The organism is Anaeromassilibacillus sp. SJQ-1 (genome assembly GCF_046693725.1).
Lineage (GTDB): Bacteria > Bacillota > Clostridia > Oscillospirales > Acutalibacteraceae > Anaeromassilibacillus.
The window spans coordinates 206560-226793 of the sequence record NZ_JBKEIV010000048.1; the positions used below are offsets into that span (position 1 = coordinate 206560).

Here is a 20234-nt window from a genome sequence, read left to right on the forward strand (position 1 = left end):
CGTGCCCTTACCTACGAACCCCAATGGTTCGTCATAAAATGGGTGTTTGTATTTGTCACAGAAATCGCCTTTGGTTTTATCCTGTGCCTCTTGGTGGTTCCCCGCGAGGGACGCTTGCACCGGTTTTCCTTCGGTTTTCTTTTATTGTTTGTCTGTCTGGTTGGACTTACCTCGGCTTTTTATTGGGGAATGTTCTATCCAGTATTGGCTCCCGAAAGCGGGACTATCACACTGCTAGATGTCCTGTCTGGTGTAGTCCTTTTCAAAGCATTTTTCAGGAAACGGGGGATTCCTCTTGAGGATGGGCCCAGCTCAAAAGCGTGAAAATCTCCATCATTCCTGACGGCCGGATATTTCCACTTCCCTATTGCTGTTGATCCTGATCGCTTTGAAGATCAAGCCATATATCTTTGCAATCATTTCTTCGATCTTGGATATAGAGTTCCTTAACTCCTTTTTCGGTCGCTGGTGAACTGTATGCATGATAAATGCAATATTTATGCGCAAACAAATTCCCCGTAGAAAAGCGGCAGTTGAGCTGCATCGCTTTGATTCATGTGGCCCATTCAACGGGTTTCCGTTTACCTCCTACGCCATACTGGAAAGGTAGGGAACTTTCTTGAAACTTACAGGATCGCAAAATTCCAAATACAAAAAGGTCTTGCTCGTTTCCCTTCTCTGTTTCCTCTTGGCCGCCTATTTTTTCTACACGCGCCCCTTCGCCGTGGACGATCTAGCCGGGGGAAATCCCCTTATATCCGCAAGTATTCTGAAATACGAAGTTTCGTTTCAGCCGGAGGACGTGCCCCCAAAAACTACTACAACCAGTGTCTTTACCAAATCCCCCTCTGAGTTGGAGGATCTCGCATCGTTTTTGGACGGGTACCCGGTCAACCGGAAGGTGAACTGGAAAAGCTGGATTGGCATCACCGACAATGGCAATCTGGTTGAAAATGACGGAATCGTTTTTCTGGACATCTATCTCAGTTACGAGAAACCGGACGGCACCCTGGATGCCGTGTCCTACAGCGTCAATTCCCAAGGGAAAATGAATCTGGAAGGTTCGCCCTGTGGAATTGGGCGGTTTGGGCAACGAAACCAGGCGTTTTATGAAGTGCTATTGCGTCTGTTTGCCGAGAAATCCCATTCGCCTCTTTGGGCACTCTCCTAGCAATCTCCTGGCATCTGTGGCGTATCTTGTAGTCAGTTTGATCCCATCCAGCTGTTAGAGTTTCACAGTAGGTAAAAATTGTTTATGATAAAATTAGTGAAAGATTGTTACAATTAACACATTCCTTAACAGAATGTCAATTTTATTCTGTTAAGGGATAATTTTTTGATTTGAAACAGTGAATATCTTGTCTCATTTTAAAAATAATACACAATTTTACTTATAAATAATTGTTTATAATTTAATATAAAAATATACCGGACTATATTGACATATTTCTGCAATAGATATATTATTGTTCTGTAAAATATATCCAGAAGGTGTGATTAGTCCAATGTACTTTATAAAAATTAAAAAAGCATAAAATTACAAAAAGCAATTTTATGATTAAGGAGGATCGCTATGAAAAAGTTTCTTTCTGTTTGCCTACTGATTGTATTCTGTCTATCATTTTATGTTCCAAGTATGGCTGTAACAAACGATGCATCGGATATTTCTTTTGAAAAAATTTCTGTCCCTCAATCTTTATCGGAAAAGGCTTCTATGACAGTTACCCACGAAAATGGGTCCACAGAAAAAATACCTCTTGAATCCATTACACTAGAAAAGTGTTCTTCTAGTACTCGTGCTTCAAATGATCATGATCTCTATCGGTTGACTGTTAGAGGAAAACATACGGACACCAATACGGAAGACGCTAGTGGAATGGACGCTTCTGTAACCGCCACCATCACCTACTATGACAGGGGAGTCCAATATCAACTCACAAACGTAAGTGTCAAATACTCATATGGCTCTAGTGTATATTTATCTAACCGAGAAGTAAAATACGGTGAACAAGATAACGAAAAAACAACTTCAATTAGCGGCAATTCCTTCAGCAAGTCTGTGAATATAACAGCCGACAGTGTTGGATGCAGCGCTAGCGCCATAGCTAAATATGGTCCAAGCGGCGCAAGCGACTACATGACCGTATCCATCTGGACCTAATGGAGTGGATCGTATGAAAACGATCTCCTCCCGAAAGGAGGAAAAGCTTTGAACCGTACAAGGAAGATTGGCATCATTGTTACTCTTGTTCTCGCCTGTCTCGCTGGTGTATTGATACAGTTCCTTGACACCTTGCTTCCCGAGAGCAGCGATTGGTCAATCCTCGTCCAAAGGATATTAATCGAACATTCCATCTTATTGGTTCTCGCTGTTTTTGCAGGATATTGCCTGTTTACTGTAGGAAAAGGTTCCTTGCGCGTGTCGTGGAAGAGCAGGAAGGAATTGGAAAACAGCGCACAAAGCGGGGCTTTTCAATGGGAGGACTGTATTTTTACAGGAAATTCGCAGGCCATTAAAAAGATAAAGCATATCTGTAATACCAAGAGAATCATGAGTACGGTTCTCCTTGTTTTTGCCTTTTTACTTTTATTATTTCATGATGCCTTCTTTTGGATTTTTCGATCTCCGCTTAACATCCTGGTAGATGCAAGTGAGTATCTTTCAGAGTGCCTTTTTCAGCTGTTTCCCATGATGAAACCCAGATACATAGCCCATGGTCCTGTATACTGGTTCCTTAGTCGTGTGATGATTGAATATTTTTTCATGGTCTTCTCTGTATGGTGGTTTATGAAGTGGCATTTTCGGATAAAGAATCCGAAAAAAACTTCTACGGCGGAGACTCCTATCGCAAAAATGGACAGGCCTTTATTGAACCAGTAAGGAAATGAATCAGAAAATGTGTTTGACTCCGCTGCAATCGTTCACAAGTTGCAGCGGAGCTTTTTGCTATTTTTCTAGTAAAGCATCGTTTTGTGCTGCCAATGTTTTCTCTATTTCGTCTTTTATTAAGCAAATACAGAAAGATACAAAAAGCTCTCATAGATGCAGAAGTAGAAAAAGGCTGTTGCAGAATCCTCTGCAACAGCCCCTTCATATTGGTACCTGTTCGAATTTAGCCTGCAATCTCCGCAAGATCGTTGACCGCCGCCTGCCAAAGCTCCAGGAACTCCTCATACTTCGTCTGGCCTTCTGAAAGTTTATCGCTTACAACGGCCAAATCGCCTCCATCGCCCAGGTTATTTGCCATCTCGCGGAACGCCGCCGTACCTTCCAGCGCTTTGTCAACAGCCGCGTTGAACTCTTCCTGCACAGATTGATACTTCTCCGGGGCTTCTACCGCCTTTAATGCATTGAAGTCCTCTTCCAGCGCATCGATTGCATTGAGCATGGCTGTCTGGGACTCCGCCTCGCCCGGCTGGATTCCCGCCAACGCCGTATTGAAGTCGGTCTGGGAGGTTGTGATGTCGTTCATAATTGCTGTGACATCCTCTTCCCATTTTTTCTCTTCCTGATTTCCGCCGCAGCCAACCATTGCAAATACCATGAGAAATGTAAGCATCAGAATACCAATATTCTGAAACGTCTTTGTCCTGTTCATAAGATCCTTTCCTCCATTAGAATTAAATTCATAGAATGTTTTATTATTTTATCATCTTTTTCGTTCAAAGTCTACCCTTTTTGTGCGAATAGTCAGAAAAAGGAAGACCCCCTCCCAGTAAACGAACACTTCTTTCTGTGAGGGGATCTTCCCGTTCTGCATTAAGCAATGCGTGTTTTTTGTCCTTCGTAGCGGTCAATGACAGCCATCAGAACAACTGCCAAAATTGCGGTCAACACCATCTGCGGAATCATATAGGCCGCATTGTAAACCAAGGAATACTGCCAAACTGCCCAACCCTCCGGTGTATATTCCTGCCATACGGTAACACCGGAAATAAAGCTGCACAACAGACGGATTAAGCACACCGCACAACTTCCAACCGCAATCCCTACACTCCGATTTTTAAATGGCTTGCCAAAAATGGAAGCTGCACCGACCACCGTAAAGGCGATGACATAATCCATTAAAATCACCACTGCAAATGCACCGAATGTTTTGGCAGGCGGTGCATCAAACCGCATGAGCATTTGCATCAAGCTATGGGTAAATGCGGCGCCAACACCCCATTTGGGACCTCGATGAAACGAGAGCAACACCAGCGGGACCATTCCACAGGTGACCGAACCGCCAAATGGCATCTGCCACAGCTTAAAGAAATCGAGCACGACAGAAAGCGCGATCATCAGCGCACTTTCCACCAGAATAACGGTTGTACTGTTCTTTTTCATGAACTTCCTCCTTTGCACACGGACTCTCCGCATGTCCACCTATTACGGCCGGTGGATGCCGGTTTGATTGAATCCGGGTGCATAAAACAAACGCCCCGCGGATACCGCGAGGCGTAAATTGCATTCTGTTCCTACGCTGGCATTATCCAGATCAGGTAAGGTTGAAAAACGTCTATTCGTTTTCTCTCAGCCGGGAATACCCAGCACCCCTATTCAATTTATTTTTATCATACTGTCTTTTATCCGATCTGTCAATAAGAACCGCTCCCGAAAACAAATCACTATATTCCGTCCCAACTGAAAATGCAGAGACAAATCCGTTTGGACAACCTCTGAGATGTCTGAACTCCGCATTCTGGGTTCCTCTAAGCATCCATCCTATAAGTGATCACCCCCTATCTCCTACATGGAGGGCATATCCGCCTGTTGGCAACGTCAGCTTCCTGCCGGATTTCACGGATAACGCTCCTTTTTGAAAAGCCGGCACATCTTATTTCTCTGCATTTGATGACCGTTCTTTCTAAACAGGGTCCCACTGTAATGACATTCTGCGGCGTCTGCCTTATTTTCGCAGCCCCTATTACAAATTAATCCGCAATATTCACGATAGGGACTACCCGCCATTTTGCGGTTGTCGTTGTATTACGGTTATTCCATTTTTTAATAACCGTTTGGTAAACGATCCTTTTTATCAACCAATCAGCGAATCATCCCATCAGGAAACCGCTTTTCTCATTCCCCCTGAATGACGCTTTCCATGTCCGATCGAAAAGGCCATCTGGCTTTTTCTGTTTTATTCTACTAGTGGGTATGCTATAATACAGAAAAGACTTTGCGAAGCTTTCCACACAATGGGAAATGGTATGGAATGTCAAAAAAGGCTACAGGGGGTGTGACAATGAAGGTCGTGGACCTGCGCAACATCTTTGCCAATTGCAACGATCAACTGATCGAGATCAGCGACAACCGTATCTATTATGCAGAGGAAAAAAACGAAGAAGGACACAACAGTCTCTTCCTTTTGGAATATAACCGCATCACCAAGCGGGAACGCATCTTAGCCAATTATATTTTGGACAGGCCCGCTTTCGTGCCCCATTTTTTTAGTTTTCCGGACATTATCTTTATGGTGTTGGAAGATGGCAGCAGCCATATTGAGCTGCTTTCAATCGACAAGATTACCGGGGAAGAGCGCAGTGCCGTTATGTTGAACCTCGTTGGGAACTTTTCCGAGTGTGCCGCCTTGGATGAAAACCATGTGATTCTTTTTACAGAGGAAGATGAAACCCACGCAGAGCTCTTCTCAGAATATCGCCGTCTTACAGGCTTTGCGCGTGTGGCGCTTCTGTTTGATTTGGAAGAGGAAAGCTATTATTATCTGCGCGACCCCCGGATCTGTAACGCCTCGGCAAACGATCTTGTTACATACAGTCTTGAGGACGACCGGCAGTTGTTGGTGCTGCAACCTCACGGCGATGAGAAGGAGAAATGGAACTGTTACCGCAACCGGCGGTGGCTCGGCGATCATGTGAACGACCACGTATGGCTGTGCCCTCTGTTTGATTTCATCGTTTCTGCCAAGTCCGGAGAAAAACGTGTCCCACTCGAATTGATTCTGAGTGCAGGCACAGACGGCCTTGTACGATACGCCGGCATGAACGAAGAGGAAATCTATTTCCGGGTAAAGCATTTTCCATCCAATGACCAGCGCCTTTGCGCCGTCAATAAGCGCACGGGCAAGCGGCAAATTGTCGCACAACTCAATTTGCGGTCCAATGAACTGGACGGTTATTTTTCTATCGATACCGAGGATGGCCGGGCATATAAAATCGTGGATCAAGGCGATTGCTTTGTCGCTACAGGCGTACTTCATTCCAATCTTCATGCGCCGTACAGTAAGGAATTGGGGGATTTTATTACCTGCGTAGAGGACCGCTTCATCATAGCCAAATACGTTTTAGCGGATGAAACCGATTCTTTTGAATTCCATTCGATTTACGACTGCCTTACCGGAGAACAGCAAAGCTACGAATGCTCCTGTGCGGTGCGGGGCGGTACGGTCGTTTTGTATTAAAACGAAGTCTGTTTCAAAAACAAAGTGTATTTTCAGAACGATCGATCATCATAAAAAAGAAACATTCCAGACTCATTTCATGAACGCACACGCATGAGAATTAGTAAAGCTATGTATGTTCTTGTGTGGTGTAAGACGAAATAGTAGTCCCGTACCGGAAATACAGGTTGTTCCTGAAACAAGCTGTAACGCTCGGGGGAGCCACCATCATCCGACGTGGGTTTTATCCGTTTATCCCATGGGGGGCACACACATTAGAAGACAACATAGCGATGAATGCCCCTGCCCGTTGCAAGGCAATCATCGTTTTGTCCCCGTGCAACATCCTTTGGGGGAACGAACTGTATTGTTTGGAGCACTAGCCAAAAGGCAAAGACGATGATCCATCCAATAAAAAGCCTATTGAATAAATTTTAAAAGACCGCGCTGGTACAATCGTTTCCAGCGCGGCCTTTTTACTGTTTTACCCCATTGGGGTCACTGAAATAAATATCATACCAAATCAGGAACACATAAATGGTCCATATCTTGCGGTTGTTGTCACACTTCCCCTGGAAATGCTCGTCCAAAAGTTTAACCAGCGCATCCGTGTGGAAAAACTGTTTTGCCGTTTCTCCGGTGAATGCGGCCTTTACAATCTCATAGTACTTCTCTTCCCGCAACCATACACGGGTAGGCACCGGGAAACCCAACTTTTTCTTCTTTGCCGTAGCGGGTGGCAGATGGCGCATCGCCGCCTTACGCATCGCATATTTGGTGTTTTCCGGATTAACGCGCAGGCGGCGCGGCAAACGGGACGCTACGCGGAACACCTCTTTATCCAGGAAGGGAACGCGCAGTTCCAACGAATTGGCCATACTCATACGGTCCGCCTTGAGTAAAATATCTCCGGCCAACCAAACGTTGATGTCCAAATACTGCATCTTGGTCACATCGTCCTTGCCCTGTACACGGTCATAAAACGGGCGGGTCAACTCTTGCGGGCGGGTACACGGCATGCCGTCTTGCAATAACCGGCGTTTTTCTTCCATGGTAAACATGCTACAATTTCCAATAAAGCTCTCCTCAATGGTCTGCGCGCCCCGAATTAAAAAGCTCTTTCCTCGGAACCGAAATGGAAGCGCCTTTGCAATCGCCGCAAAGGCCTTGCGCAGAAAGAGCGGCAGCCTCTTATACCCCGCAAGATCATCCGGCTCATGGTAGATATTATATCCGCCGAAAAGCTCGTCCGCTCCCTCTCCAGAAAGAACCACCTTGACATACTCGCTTGCCATCTTAGAAACAAAATACAGCGCAATGCAAGAGGCGTCGGCCAAGGGCTGGTCCATATGGTACTGAACCTTGCGGATACTGTCCCAATATTCCTCTGTGGAGATCACCTTATAATGGTGCTCCAGACCGACCTCTTTGCTCAATCCTTTCGCCCAGTCGATCTCGTTGTACTTCTCGCCATAGTCAAAACCGACCGTAAAGGTCTTTTGTCCTTTGAAATGGGTGGAGACGTAACTGGAATCTACCCCGCTGGACAGGAAGCACCCGACCTCCACATCGCTAATCTTATGGGCCGCGACAGATTCCTCAAATACCTTCTCAATTTCGTCTACCGCCTGTTCCTCCGTCATGTTTTCATCCGCATCAAATTTTGGCTCCCAATAGCGCGTGGTTGTCACCTTTCCATCCTTATACCAAAGATAATGGGCGGGCATCAAACAGAAAACATTCTCAAAGAAGGTTTCCGGGGGCGGCGCATATTCAAAGGAAATATAATTGTCCAGTGCACGCCGGTTAAATTTCTTTTGGAAACCCGGGAACTCTAAAATACTCTTGATTTCAGAGCCATAAACGAACGAATTTCCTACCTGCGTGTAATGGAGCGGCTTAATCCCAAAATAGTCGCGCGCCATAAAGAGGCTGTTGTCCACCGTATTCCATATGGCAAAGCCAAACATGCCGCGCAAACGGTTTAAGAGCCCTTCCTTCCATTCTTCAAAACCGTGTACCAGCACCTCGGAATCCGTATTGGTATAAAACTTGTGGCCCTTATCCACCAACTCTTTTCGTAAATCCTGGTAGTTATAGATTTCTCCATTGAAGGTCAGCACAAGGGTATGGTCCTCATTATAGATGGGCTGGTCGCCCGTGTTTCCCACATCGATGATGGACAGGCGGCGGAACCCCATCGTCACGCCGTCCCCCGCAAATACGCCGGAGCTGTCCGGCCCGCGGTGGGTGATGACGTCCGTCATCCGCTTGATTACTTCGTCACGGTCGAGCACCTCGCCCGTAAAGCCACAGATTCCACACATGGTTGGCACCTCACTTATTCAAAAGCGCCGCACAGACGGCGCTGAAATTTTAATCCTCTTCTCTGTACGTATCCAGAAGCTCCTGCGCCAGTTCCGGGTCCACTGCTGCAAACCCTTTCTGGTCCGGATGGAGTTCCTCCACAATTTCCTGGGATCGGCGATAAGCGTCCAGCCGGGTCGTTTTCAGAACAGCTTCCGGCTTTCCTGGAAAAAAGAATACAAACCCGATACGGTTCTTTTCCTCATCTGCAAAGGAAAAATACCCTTCCTGCGGCTTCTGGCCGTCCTTTTTCTCTACAACCGACGCAAGCGCCAACTTGACCAACTCAACTGCGCGGTCGTCCAAGCCAGCTTCAAAGACCAGAATCTTTTCCTTCAATTCCGCCAAAGAGGAAACCACTCGCTTCTGTACATAGCCGATCTGCGGGAACGCGTGATCCACGTCAACCGCATCCAGTTCCGTTTTTCCACCATTCGGAATCAGGTAGATCATGAATTTGCGCCCTTTATCGTGATATAGGCAGGGATACGCCATCTGTGCCACATAGCCACAGGCAGGACATGTCCAATTGAACAACGTCTCTTGAAGCACCTGTTCCCGCAGGTTGGGATTTACCTCGGCATTAACGCCCGGCCACATCCGCGTCTCGACCGCCTCTCCGCAGCGTGGGCAACTCACCGGCTTGCTGATCTCAGTAGACATGTATCGTTCACTTCCTAGTCTCTCAAATCATTCAGGGCTGTATCCAGCCTTTTCGAAAGAATGTCATTTAAAAAATAGTATAACACAATCCTTTGCAAGGTACAACGTTTCCCATGCGGGATGGAAAATTCCGTCGGAGAGATTATAAATTTTTTCCTGTTCATTTTGGTTGTTTTGCGGTATAATAAGGATGATGCATAAGGAGCGCTCAAAGCATATCTGAAAAGGCGCACCACGCCAAATATCGCCGCTGCGGCGGGACCGGAGGGAAAACTATGGGTATTTTCAGAGTAATCGGCAACGAAGTAACAAAAGCAGTCGACTATGTCGTCGATAAAAATCGCAAAGCTGCAATGATCAACAGGCTCCGGATTGTTATCAAGAACGAGCGGGAAAACACAGCGCGCGCCTATGTTGCGCTGGGAAAATACTATATGGAACATCTGCGCAACCCGGACGATACGCAGGCGGAGCACCTCTGCCAGGCGGTTGAAGAAAGCGAAGCACGCATGAAGAAGGCATTCAATAAGCTGGATGAAATTACTTCTCCTGTGGAAGAAGAGGAACAGTGCGCAGGCTGTAACGACGACTGTGACGCATGCCCGTACTATGAAGAACTTGACCCGTTCCAGCGCCAAGAGTTGGCCCACAGTGCAGACCATGCGGACGGTGCGGACGACGATATTCCGGGCGCGCCCTTTGTCAATGAAGCACATGACGCAGCAGCTGCGGAGGAAGAACGCCAAGAGGCGGAAATACATGCAGACGCCGAAGCGGCTTCCCATATAAACCCGGAAGTGACCGCAGGTAAACCGGATATTTTCGGGGAAGCGGCAGAGGATGACGCGGAACAATGAGTAAGAAAGTTCTTTTGGGAATGAGCGGCGGCGTAGACAGTTCGGTCGCCGCTCTTTTACTGTTAAAAGCTGGATACGATGTGACGGGCATGACCATGCGCCTTCGGCCGGAAGCATATATGCAGCAGAGCGCCTCAGGCGGATGTTGTTCTTTGGATGACATCGACGATGCCCGCCGGGTTTGTTACCAGTTGGGAATCGATCATCTGGTCTTAAACTTCACCGAGCAGTTTGAACGCGATGTCATTCAATACTTTGCCGAGCAGTATGCCGCAGGGCGCACGCCAAATCCCTGCATCGCCTGCAACCGGCATCTAAAATTCGGCGCCATGCTTCAGAAGGCGCGCCTTTTGGGGTTTGATTTCATTGCAACTGGCCACTATGCTGTAATTACACAAAATGATTCCGGCCGCTGGCTTTTGAAACGGGCCCCTGCGAGCAAAGACCAGAGCTACGTTCTTTATTCTTTGACACAAGACCAGCTTGCGCACACATTGATGCCTCTGGGTCCATATACCAAACCGGAGGCCCGGCAGCTGGCAGAGGAGGCTGGTCTTCGCGTGGCGCATAAGCCCGACAGCCAAGAGATCTGTTTTGTGGAGGACAATGACTACGCATCTTTTTTAGAACGTTACACAGGTACAAAGGCCCCCCAAGGTGATTTTGTCGATGCACAAGGCCGTATCTTAGGCAGGCATCGCGGCATTACACATTATACCATCGGACAGCGCAAGGGGTTGGGTATTTCCTTTGGGAAGCCCATGTATGTGACAAAAATCGACGCTGTACGAAACCGCATCACCCTCGGTGAAGAGGGAAGTCAGTATGCCGCATCCTTGCTGGCGGATGACCTGAACTTTATCCCATTCGATACATTGGACAAGCCTCTGCAGGTACAGGCGAAGGTCCGCTATCAGGCGCGGCCCGCTGATGCAGTTCTAACGCCGGTGGATGGTGGCCGTGTACGTGTAGATTTTGCCGAACCTCAGCGCTCTGTCACGCCCGGGCAGGCCGTCGTTTTTTATGACGGGGATCTGGTCGTCGGCGGCGGTGTGATTCTTTAAGCATAATAAAGCAAAAAGTAGTAAGGCCCAAGCCACTCCAAGGAAGATTTCTTATGGATGAGCTTGGGCTGGTTTTATGTGGTTTTTGTTTTGTACAAATGGTCATTCTAAAAAATTTGTCTCGATTCTCTACGAATTCCATTTCAGGGTTCCGATTCTCAGTTGCCTCGAAATGGATCTGCTATTTCTACCAATGTACTATTTTCTGTACGGTTCCATCCTTTTTAAAATAATGGATATGCCACTTGAGCCTCCAAAATACTCTTTCTCCACTCTTGATAGGCATGTCCATTCCGCCATACAATTATAGGATGGCAAAGATAGCAGCGTAGAAAGTTTGCCATTAACACAGTAACGATAGAATCACCCTACGATTTTATGACAACCATCTTGCCGTTTTAATTTCCATTATAACGGTTCATTTTCCGGTTCTTTTCCCATGCATTTGCACGACTTTATGTAAATATTCTATGATTTTCGAGTTTGCCTTGTATGTGTTTCTTTTGTTTATAGGCGGCTCTTTTATTTTATTCCTCTATTGAACATATGCTCTCCTCCACACCATGCGAGGTTTTTACAAAAAGAGCGTACATGCTAAAAACGATATATATGGATACCGATTTTTTTGTAAGATGGATCGAACAATCCCATCCAGAAGGGAAATTGGAAGAGGAAGCTCTTTGAAAGTAAGCCTTGTGTTTATTCGGGCGTCACTGTTTATGTTCTCAATTGAAAGTCATCTACAGGGGAACCACATCATTGGCATTTTATGCCGTCTTCACACAAATTACTGAAAGTGAACCAAAAGACCTTTGCGCTTTCGCATCGCTTGTATATTTTGTTTTAATCTGCTCCGGGTCTTTTGTAGACATAAAAACCTCCCATTCGGGAGGTCTCAACCTTCTTTTAGCCAATCCCTTTTCAAGTCAAACCAACTGTCTAAGCGGGAGGCTCAAGAAGGCCCTATAAGGACCTATTACGGACAAGCGGAAGGGCACACGAAATTTTATTTTGCTTGTATCACATGCCCACCGTCTGTAAACGGGCAATCCCCGTCCTAACGGCAGCCTTCCATCATGGAAAGGCTGTTGTCAGCATCTTATCTGTCTGATGCTTGAAGCAAAAATTTTAAGGGGCGCCTTCACCGGTTTTGCCGGGCCTTAACCAATGAGGCGCCGGGAACCTACGGTTCCCGGCGCCTTTATTAGGTATTTTCAATTTATGCCGCTTCCGAAGAGCTTGCCTCGTCGGCTTCGGAACTCGCCTCACTGGTACTATCTGTGCTTTCTTCCGAAGAAGCTGTTTCCGAGGACGCTGCGACAGAAGAGGTTTCCTCCACGAACATATCTGGCTGATAGGAATCGATCGCCTTTTGGTTGATCTCCGCCGAGTAACCATCTGCCGCCTCATCGATCATCTGTTTAAATTCTTCCTGCTTCATGTTCTGAAGAATCGCGGTACGGCTGGCCTCGTCGCTGATCTTATTCTCTGCCGTTGCAGTGACATCGTCTTTCACCAGCAGCACTTTATACAGGCCTTGCACCTCAACAATACGGCATTCACCGTCCTTCATGGATTTCAGGGACGTGCCGAATTCCTCTGGATAAGAGGATGTCTCCCCATTGAAGTTGGCCGCGTCGGTGTAGAGTTGGACGGTATCGTCTCCAGAGGAAGTCTTGTAAGCATCCGCCGCTTCCTGAGCGGTCATAGAACCATCGTTAATCTTTGCCGCATAATCCTTGAATTCAGTATCGAGCTGAGAAAGCTCGTCTTCGCTCAAATTCGTACCGGTCGTCATATCGATGATCGGGGCCAGTACATAGGAGAACGCCATATAGTTCGTCACATAATAGTCCTTTACATCTGCGTCAGAAACCTCCTGTGTACCGCCTTTGCCGTAAATGGCGTCGAACACTTTGGTGTATTTCGTGTAATAATCGGCATATGCGAGATTAAAGGAGGACTTCGCAACACCGTATTCTGTCATGGCTGTAGAAATGGAACCCCAATAGCTGTCTGTCTGATCGGAAACCTGTTGGAGCTCGTCCTCGGTCAAAGAGATATTCAGTTCCTTCATCTTATCATCGATCACCAGGATGGACTTGGTCTGGCGCAAGGCATTTTCCTTGATCCAAGTAGCTGCATCCTGATCCTCCACGGTCTGCTCCAAGATGGGCTTTGTGGAATCCTCCACCTGCACGCTAGCCTGCTGATATGCGCTGTACAGATTATAGATGTAAGCGCCAATCGGCACCGTAAGGTTGTCGTTCTTGACCGCCCAGCTCTTATCCGCCCCCGAACAGGCTGTGGCACTCGCCATAATTGCCAGCGACAGAACGGCCGCCAAGCATTTTTTCCATGTTTTCATTATTACACTCTCCTTAAATTGCCGGCACGCAAATGCATTTCGCGCAGTTCCGACGAATAATTTACGGCATTTTCAGCACATTAGACAATATTATACACCATATATTCCAATTTGTCCATCAAAAAATCGACTTTACAGAAGCCAATGAACCCTTATACTCGATTTTTCATTCGAATGCTTTCCGTCATGGATTCCGATGATCGGGCTTTTGGGATACTCCGATGCATTTGCGCAAATCACGAAAAAGGAAAATTATGCCTGGCTGCGGGCCTGGGCCTTTGAAAGAAAACGCTCTTTTTCCACACTGACACGCTCATGCGTGCCGCGTGCGATCACGCCCGCATTGTCCTTTGCCTCCAAAGTAAAGCGGTACATACGTCCGTCCACCTCGGTCAGGGTCGCTGTAGCGGTCACCTTGACTCCCGCCACTGTAGGGCACAGATGCTCAATCGAAATTTGGCTGCCTACGGTCGTCCAGCCATCCTGCAATTCTTTTTGCGCTAATTCTGCAGCTGCACCTTCCAGCAGCGCAGCCACCATGGGCGTAGCAAAGACCTCCACACTGCCACTGCCAACCGCAGTCGCCAGCAACTCCGGTGTCACAACACATTCCTTTGTAAACGTCTTTTCCATTGTATTTGCCTCCTGTTCCTGGTATAATTCTGAATAGTTTGCCGTCTTATTATAGCAGACTTTCCCCCAGAAGAAAGTTCTTCTGTTTTCCATTTAAAAAGGAGCGAGCAAAATGGAACAAACACCCCTCGCAAAACAACGTATTCATTTGATGGACGAGCTGCGCGGCTTTGCCGTTTTCTGTATGGTTTTTTACCACGGGTTTTATACCCTTGCCTATCTGTACCATCTGGAGCTTGGCAAGATTCTGCTTTATTTCTTTATGCCCGCAGAACCCTGGTTCGCTGGTTTGTTCATTTTAATCGCCGGCATCTCCTCCAATCTCTCCCATTCCAATTTGATTCGCGGCCTTAAGCTTGCGGGGGTTGCCTTGATGGTTACCCTTGCCACCTGGTTGGTGGTCCCTGAAGAGCGCATCCTGTTTGGAATTTTGCATTTTCTTTCCATATGTATGATTGCATTTGGGCTGATTCAGCCCCATCTTCGCCGGAAACAGCCCTTCACCTGGATTCCCACTGCCATCTGTGTCCTTCTTTATTTGTGTACAGCACAGATCGATCGGGGAATCCTTGGTATCGGCCCACTGAGCATCCCCCTTCCCGATCAATTGTATGCCACCGACTGGCTTGCACCTTTCGGTCTGCACAGTTCCAGCTTTTTTTCCTCGGACTATTTTCCCCTGCTTCCATGGATTTTCGTCTTTTTTGCCGGCACAAGTTTGGGGCGCCTAGCCGTTGAAGGGCGCTTTCCCGCCTTTGCTTACCGGTCCCGTGTGCCGTTTTTCTCCTGGCTTGGGCGCCATGCGCTGGTGATCTACATAGTCCATCAACCGGTCATTTACGGCATTTCCTGGTTGGTCAGCGCAGTTGCTTCCAACTTTTGAAGACAACTTCTGGCCGTTCCATTCTGTGAATCTTTGGATTTGAGAGAGACTTCTCAATCGATGATTTGATTTTCCATCAGCAGGGACTTCTAGCTGCCCGATGCCTATTGGCTCGGGCAGCTATTTTTGTTCCGATTCTATGTCCTTCTTTCCTTTCGAAAACAGTTCCCGAATTCCCAGAACAAGCACAAAGGCCGCAAAACCTTTGCTCACCCACACTGGATGCAGAGTATTTGCCAACCATACACCTAAAAAAGCACCAGCTACTCCAAACGGCGCACACTTCAGAGCAAACTTATAGTCGATCAAATGGTGCTTTACATGGATAAAAATGGAGACAGCAGCAAGCGGCAGGAAAAAGATCAGGTTGATTCCACCCGCCTGCATCTGTTCCATGCCAAGGAACAGGGTCAGATAAAGCACAAGGATTCCTCCGCCACCCAAGCCGAGAGCGCTGACAAAACCGGCAATCAGGCTGGCAATCCCTGCGATTAACCACCCGCTCATCGCAGAAGCAGCCGCACGGCTGCATAAATCATGAAGGCGCCAAAGGCTTTACGCAGGAGTTTATCTGGGATCTTCTGCATCAATAGCGCCCCTAAAATCGCCCCCAGTAGTCCTCCCGGCAAATAAGGCCAAGCATCGGAAAACTGGATCGCTCCGTTGACCAAATATAAGATGGCACTGACGAGGGAGATCGGTAGGATGACCGCCAAAGAAGTAGCGTGTGCTTTCTTGAGTGGAATTCCCGATGCTTTTAGCAATGGTACAGCAGCAATACCTCCGCCCGCGCCAAATAGGCCGTTTAGCATTCCACAGAGCGTACCAATCAGCGCGGGGGTAAACTTTTTTAAACTGCTCAACTTTTCCATCTTCATGCCTTTGCTCCCTCTTTTGCAGTTCTCTCCGGTTATCTTTTGAAAAAAGTCTCGTTTTATTCCGATTTCATTTTACTACAATTTGTATTAATAATTATTATTTATACAAATAGATAAGACAATCTTGTTCCTCAGCAAAGGTTGTGCTATGATAAAAAGAAAAAAGGGGGATGCGCATGTTTCAACAGGATTGGATTTTACGGCAAATTGAAATGATTGGTATTGTCTTGGCGCGTCTCCTATTTGGAAAAGATAAGCCGGATTATGAAATTGTCGAAAAGGAAAAGCTTTCGGATTCCGACCAACTCTACATTGAATTGATTCGCATGCTGGATGAGGGTAAGATCAATGAAGCTGAAAACCGCCTTTATGAGGAGCTGGACTCCTCGCGTCTGCACATGTTAGAGCTGGCTCTGGCCTTTTATTCCCGCTTAAATCAGTTTGACGACGCTTATCTCGAAGCGCACAACTACTCGCGTCAAGAGATTGAAGAGGGTTTGCAGTCTGTGACGAAATTCTTTGGTATACAGTTTACATGGTAGTTAGCCAGATTTGCCTGTCAGGTAAACAAGGCAGATTGTCTTGACAATGGGTACAGGCCTTACCTACATTCTATAGGCAATGGAACGATCCATTATGAACAATTGCATGCGTATCTGTAAAAGAGGGCAAAGAAATTTCTGTAAGGGAATGCTAAAGGAAGTCATGTAAATGGTCCTTCGAACGCCCCCCTTTCCGGAAGAGTTATGGAGCGCGATCCTTTTATCAAGTATATTTCTGCCAAAAAGAGCCTTTAGGGGGAGTTTTTATGCAGTATATTTCTTTAGCAGGGCGTGCCTGTTCCCTATTTGTACCAGATCGCAAAATTCCAGCGGGCGGATTCCCGCTGGTGCTTTCCAACGATGGCGACATGCCCGCCGCGAATTTTGACGCTCTGTTTTCCCGAAAAACACCAATCGGATTTGTCTTTTTGGCAGTGCCTCCGTTGGATCGAAACCGCGAGTATACCCCCTGGAAAGCGCCTGCTCTTTCCCAAAGAACTCCATGTTTTACGGGAGAAGGAGAGGAATACTTGCGTTTTTTGACCGAGAAACTTCTACCTGAGGCACGCCAAGACTTGCCCATCACCCAAGAAGCGGCCCACACAACACTGATAGGATATTCGCTTGGTGGTCTCCATGCTTTGTGGAGCGGGACACAGTGTGGTGCATTTGGTCAGATTGGCTGTCTTTCCGGTTCCCTGTGGTACGATGGAACGGTTGATTTCTTTTTGTCAAATGCTTTGCATCCGGTGGTCCATCGCGTCTATCTATCCTTAGGCGTTGCAGAAGAAAAAGCTCGCAATCCACGTATGGCTCGCGTAGGAAACTGTACCCGCGAGATCTACCGCTTCCTGCAATCTCAAGTCCCCTGCACATTGGAATGGAATCCGGGCGGACATTTTTGTAACATCCCGGGGCGTTTTGAGAAGGCCTTGGACTGGCTCTGCCGGTGATGTGAAGTGGATACTGCCGGGAAAAGCGAGCAAGTGATGTCCTGTTCCCACTGCATTCGGAGATCAACGATTATATCACTCTGCGAATATGGCGCTTTACCCTATTTCCTACGATCCTGTATATATCTGTTGAATCGGTTTCTATATGCAAAATGATGCCGATTGCCCCTACAGTCAAACTTCCTCTTTCTTTTCCATATTCAGAGCTCGGCAGTTAAATTACTCTACGGGTATATCCGTTTCCCTTATTTTCCACAGTCCTGTACATATCTGTTGAATCGGTTTCTATATGCAGAATGATGTCGATTGCCTTCGCAGTCAGACTTCCTCTTCCTTTTCCATATTCAGAGCTCGGCGGTTAATTACTCTACGAGTATATCTGCTTCCCCTATTTTCCACAGTCCTGTATATATCTGTTGAATTGGTTTTTATGCAGAATTATGTTGGTGTCCTCGCAGTCAGACTCTCTTTTTCTTTTCCATATTCAGAACTCGGCGGTTAATTACTCTACAGATATGTCTGCTGCCCCTATTTTCCACAGCACTGTATGTATCTGTTGAATCGGTTTTTATGCAGAATTATGTTGGTGTCTTCGCAGTCAGACTCTCTTTTTCTTTTCCATATTCAGAACTCGGCGGTTAATTACTCTACAGATATATCTGCTTCCCCTATTTTCCACAGTCCTGTACATATCTGTTGAATCGGTTTCTATATGCAGAATTATGTCGATTGCCCTCGCAGTCAGACGTTCGCTTTCTTTTCCATATTCAGAGCTCGGCGGTTAATTACTCTAAGGATATGTCTGTTTCCCCTATTTTCCACAGCCCTGTATATATCTGTTGAATTGGTTCCTTGTGTATAAATTGTTTTCATGTCTGTTGGGTATGAAGAAGCACAGGGACGGCAGTCGCGAGAGGTCTTCTTATTGAATATACCACTTGCTAATCACTTGCTAAAGCTATTTTTCTAAAACCCAAATGGTTAAAAAAATACTAGAGAATCAAAATCGAGTGAAGTACAGAAATCCAAAAAGTCAAGTAAAAAGCAGCCGGAAACTGGATGCGCGATTGACAAATCGTATGTCCAGGTATCGGCTGCTTTTATAGTGAAATCCAAGCATTGAAACAGAAACTTGTTTACGGCTGCTCTTTTTTATAAGCAGTCTAACATAAATGGCTTACAATTATTCGATTTTTCGTCAGATATGTATTCCCTTTATTCCAGTATTATTTTCCACTTACATTCTTCGAGCCACTCAAAATTGTCCCATTCGGCTCCACTCGAAAGCGCTTATCGGGCCAAAGCGTTTCTAAAGCAAACAGGATGCTCTGCCTAGAGCACTCGCACAACAGGGGAGACCGAACATATCCCTCTGTGTAGAGAACGCATGAACATTGCTCAAACGAAAAGAAATATGCTTTTTGTTCCTCAATTGTCTCGCTCCTCAGACCGGGAAACTCATTCACAGCTGTAAAAAAGCGATGTACATCCCCACCGGCTGCCTGATAGAGCTCCTGATAAAAGGCAAGCGTGCCCTGCTGGACACAATTTTTTCCACATGCACGGAACAATTTCTCCCGTTCTATCTGCTCCAATGCAGCAATTCCCTTTTCAAATCCTTGAAACCAAAAGACCATATTTGAATCCATGTTTTTCCTCCTAGTCCTCTTTTACTGGCCAACGCATATCTGCTTTTCTTCACCGTCTTCTATTACATCTTTGCGCCTGTGTCCATCCGCCCGTCGCGCCTTTCCCTCGACAACGGCAAACAGCCCTTCGGTTTTCCTAATCCCGTCTTTTCTTTCTCCACTTACTGTTTTTCTGCGCCTATACCCATCCGCCCGTCGCGCCTTTCCCTCGACAACGGCAAACAGCCCTTCGGTTTCCCTAATCCCGTCTTTTCTTTCTCCACTTACTGTTTTTCTGCGCCTATGTTCATCCGCTGTCGCGCCTTTCCCTCGACAACGGCAAACAGCCCTTCGGTTTCCTTGATTCCGTTTTTCTTTCTCCGCCTGCTGGTTTTCTGCGCCTGTGTCCATCCGCCCGTCGCGCCTTTCCCTCGACAACGGCAAACAGCCCTTCGGTTTTCCTAATCCCGTCTTTTCTTTCTCCACTTGCTGTTTTTCTGCGCCTATACCCATCCGCCCGTCGTGCCTTTCCCTCGACAACGGCAAACAACCCTTCGGTTTCCTTGATTCCGTTTTTCTTTCTCCGCCTGCTGGTTTTCTGCGCCTATGTTCATCCGCCCGTCGCGCCTTTCCCTCGACAACGGCAAACAACCCTTCGATTTTCCTGATCCCCGTCTTTTCTTTCTCCGCCTGCTGGTTTTCTGCGCCTATGTTCATCCGCTGTCGTGTCTTTCCATCGACCACGGCAAACAGCCCTTCGGTTTTCCTAATCCCGTCTTTTCTTTCTCCACTTACTGTTTTTCTGCGCCTATACCCATCCGCCCGTCGCGCCTTTCCATCGACAACGGCAAACAGCCCTTCGGTTTTCCTGATCCCGTCTTTTCTTTCTCCGCCTGCTGGTTTTCTGCGCCTATGTCCATCCGGTTATCGCACCTTTTCCTAAACGGCGACAGATGGCCTCGTTCCCTTTTCCCTTGCATCGCCTACTGCTTCTCTATAGCTATGCCCCACCCGG

Annotated in this window: 19 protein-coding genes; 9 read left to right on the plus strand and 10 right to left on the minus strand. The window is 47.0% G+C overall.

Annotated features, from left to right (window positions below):
* The first annotated feature begins 802 nt into the window (after positions 1–802).
* From ACGCCZ_RS14550 to ACGCCZ_RS14560, 3 genes are all read left to right on the plus strand, one after another.
* Positions 803–1171, plus strand: a complete 369-nt coding sequence (locus ACGCCZ_RS14550) for a hypothetical protein (RefSeq protein ID WP_152918339.1) — start codon at positions 803–805, stop codon at positions 1169–1171.
* Positions 1172–1573: 402 nt separating this feature from the next.
* Complete coding sequence (locus ACGCCZ_RS14555) at positions 1574–2161, plus strand: hypothetical protein (RefSeq protein WP_054323814.1); 588 nt, start codon at positions 1574–1576, stop codon at positions 2159–2161.
* Between the two features lie 48 nt (positions 2162–2209).
* Positions 2210–2881: a hypothetical protein gene (locus ACGCCZ_RS14560; protein WP_054323815.1), complete on the plus strand. Its 672-nt coding sequence runs from the start codon at positions 2210–2212 to the stop codon at positions 2879–2881.
* Positions 2882–3113: 232 nt separating this feature from the next.
* On the opposite strand, the gene ACGCCZ_RS14565 is transcribed toward ACGCCZ_RS14560, so the two are convergent.
* Both ACGCCZ_RS14565 and thiT read right to left on the minus strand, forming a co-directional pair.
* On the minus strand, positions 3114–3599 hold the full coding sequence (locus ACGCCZ_RS14565; protein ID WP_054323816.1) for a hypothetical protein: 486 nt from the start codon (positions 3597–3599) through the stop codon (positions 3114–3116).
* A gap of 161 nt (positions 3600–3760) precedes the next feature.
* Positions 3761–4330, minus strand: coding sequence for an energy-coupled thiamine transporter ThiT (gene thiT, locus ACGCCZ_RS14570; RefSeq protein ID WP_054323817.1), 570 nt, complete (start codon positions 4328–4330; stop codon positions 3761–3763).
* A gap of 898 nt (positions 4331–5228) precedes the next feature.
* On the opposite strand from thiT, the gene ACGCCZ_RS14575 reads away from it, so the two are divergent.
* Positions 5229–6404, plus strand: a complete 1176-nt coding sequence (locus tag ACGCCZ_RS14575) for a hypothetical protein (RefSeq protein WP_411656389.1) — start codon at positions 5229–5231, stop codon at positions 6402–6404.
* Between the two features lie 455 nt (positions 6405–6859).
* On the opposite strand, the gene asnB is transcribed toward ACGCCZ_RS14575, so the two are convergent.
* Together asnB and ACGCCZ_RS14585 are read right to left on the minus strand one after the other, a co-directional pair.
* Positions 6860–8710, minus strand: a complete 1851-nt coding sequence (asnB, locus tag ACGCCZ_RS14580) for an asparagine synthase (glutamine-hydrolyzing) (protein ID WP_411656390.1) — start codon at positions 8708–8710, stop codon at positions 6860–6862.
* Positions 8711–8759: 49 nt separating this feature from the next.
* Positions 8760–9413: a CpXC domain-containing protein gene (locus tag ACGCCZ_RS14585; RefSeq protein WP_411656391.1), complete on the minus strand. Its 654-nt coding sequence runs from the start codon at positions 9411–9413 to the stop codon at positions 8760–8762.
* Between the two features lie 275 nt (positions 9414–9688).
* On the opposite strand from ACGCCZ_RS14585, the gene ACGCCZ_RS14590 reads away from it, so the two are divergent.
* Positions 9689–10270 carry a hypothetical protein gene (locus ACGCCZ_RS14590; RefSeq protein WP_054323819.1) on the plus strand — a complete coding sequence of 194 codons (582 nt, stop codon included), beginning with the start codon at positions 9689–9691 and terminating at the stop codon, positions 10268–10270.
* Positions 10267–11334: a tRNA 2-thiouridine(34) synthase MnmA gene (mnmA, locus tag ACGCCZ_RS14595; RefSeq protein WP_411656392.1), complete on the plus strand. Its 1068-nt coding sequence runs from the start codon at positions 10267–10269 to the stop codon at positions 11332–11334. Before ACGCCZ_RS14590 ends, mnmA begins: the two co-directional genes overlap by 4 nt.
* A 1219-nt stretch (positions 11335–12553) precedes the next feature.
* On the opposite strand, the gene ACGCCZ_RS14600 is transcribed toward mnmA, so the two are convergent.
* Both ACGCCZ_RS14600 and ACGCCZ_RS14605 read right to left on the minus strand, forming a co-directional pair.
* Positions 12554–13702 carry a hypothetical protein gene (locus tag ACGCCZ_RS14600; protein ID WP_054323821.1) on the minus strand — a complete coding sequence of 383 codons (1149 nt, stop codon included), beginning with the start codon at positions 13700–13702 and terminating at the stop codon, positions 12554–12556.
* A 252-nt stretch (positions 13703–13954) separates the two neighbouring features.
* Entirely contained in the window at positions 13955–14335 is a 381-nt protein-coding gene (locus ACGCCZ_RS14605) for a thioesterase family protein (RefSeq protein ID WP_054323822.1), read from the minus strand.
* Between the two features lie 112 nt (positions 14336–14447).
* Between ACGCCZ_RS14605 and ACGCCZ_RS14610 the strand changes: the two genes are divergently transcribed.
* A complete protein-coding gene (locus ACGCCZ_RS14610; RefSeq protein ID WP_054323823.1) occupies positions 14448–15218 on the plus strand; it encodes a heparan-alpha-glucosaminide N-acetyltransferase in 771 nt (256 codons plus the stop codon).
* Positions 15219–15338: 120 nt separating this feature from the next.
* Here the strand turns inward: ACGCCZ_RS14610 and ACGCCZ_RS14615 are convergent, their stop codons facing one another.
* Both ACGCCZ_RS14615 and ACGCCZ_RS14620 read right to left on the minus strand, forming a co-directional pair.
* The gene (locus tag ACGCCZ_RS14615) at positions 15339–15725 is read right to left on the minus strand and encodes a sulfite exporter TauE/SafE family protein (protein WP_054323824.1); all 387 of its coding nucleotides are present in this window, start codon (positions 15723–15725) and stop codon (positions 15339–15341) included.
* Entirely contained in the window at positions 15722–16096 is a 375-nt protein-coding gene (locus ACGCCZ_RS14620) for a sulfite exporter TauE/SafE family protein (protein WP_082402155.1), read from the minus strand. The genes ACGCCZ_RS14615 and ACGCCZ_RS14620 overlap by 4 nt, the downstream gene beginning before the upstream one ends.
* A gap of 176 nt (positions 16097–16272) precedes the next feature.
* Here ACGCCZ_RS14620 and ACGCCZ_RS14625 point away from each other — a divergent pair, with 176 nt between their 5' ends.
* Positions 16273–16638 (plus strand): DUF6483 family protein, encoded by a 366-nt coding sequence (locus ACGCCZ_RS14625; RefSeq protein WP_054323825.1) that lies wholly within the window; start codon positions 16273–16275, stop codon positions 16636–16638.
* A gap of 266 nt (positions 16639–16904) precedes the next feature.
* Positions 16905–17591, plus strand: a complete 687-nt coding sequence (locus ACGCCZ_RS14630) for an alpha/beta hydrolase (RefSeq protein ID WP_054323826.1) — start codon at positions 16905–16907, stop codon at positions 17589–17591.
* Positions 17592–18817: 1226 nt separating this feature from the next.
* Here ACGCCZ_RS14630 and ACGCCZ_RS14635 read toward each other — a convergent pair.
* Together ACGCCZ_RS14635 and ACGCCZ_RS14640 are read right to left on the minus strand one after the other, a co-directional pair.
* Entirely contained in the window at positions 18818–19240 is a 423-nt protein-coding gene (locus ACGCCZ_RS14635) for a hypothetical protein (RefSeq protein WP_411656393.1), read from the minus strand.
* A gap of 21 nt (positions 19241–19261) precedes the next feature.
* Positions 19262–19963 (minus strand): hypothetical protein, encoded by a 702-nt coding sequence (locus ACGCCZ_RS14640; protein ID WP_411656394.1) that lies wholly within the window; start codon positions 19961–19963, stop codon positions 19262–19264.
* Between the last annotated feature and the right edge of the window lie 271 nt (positions 19964–20234).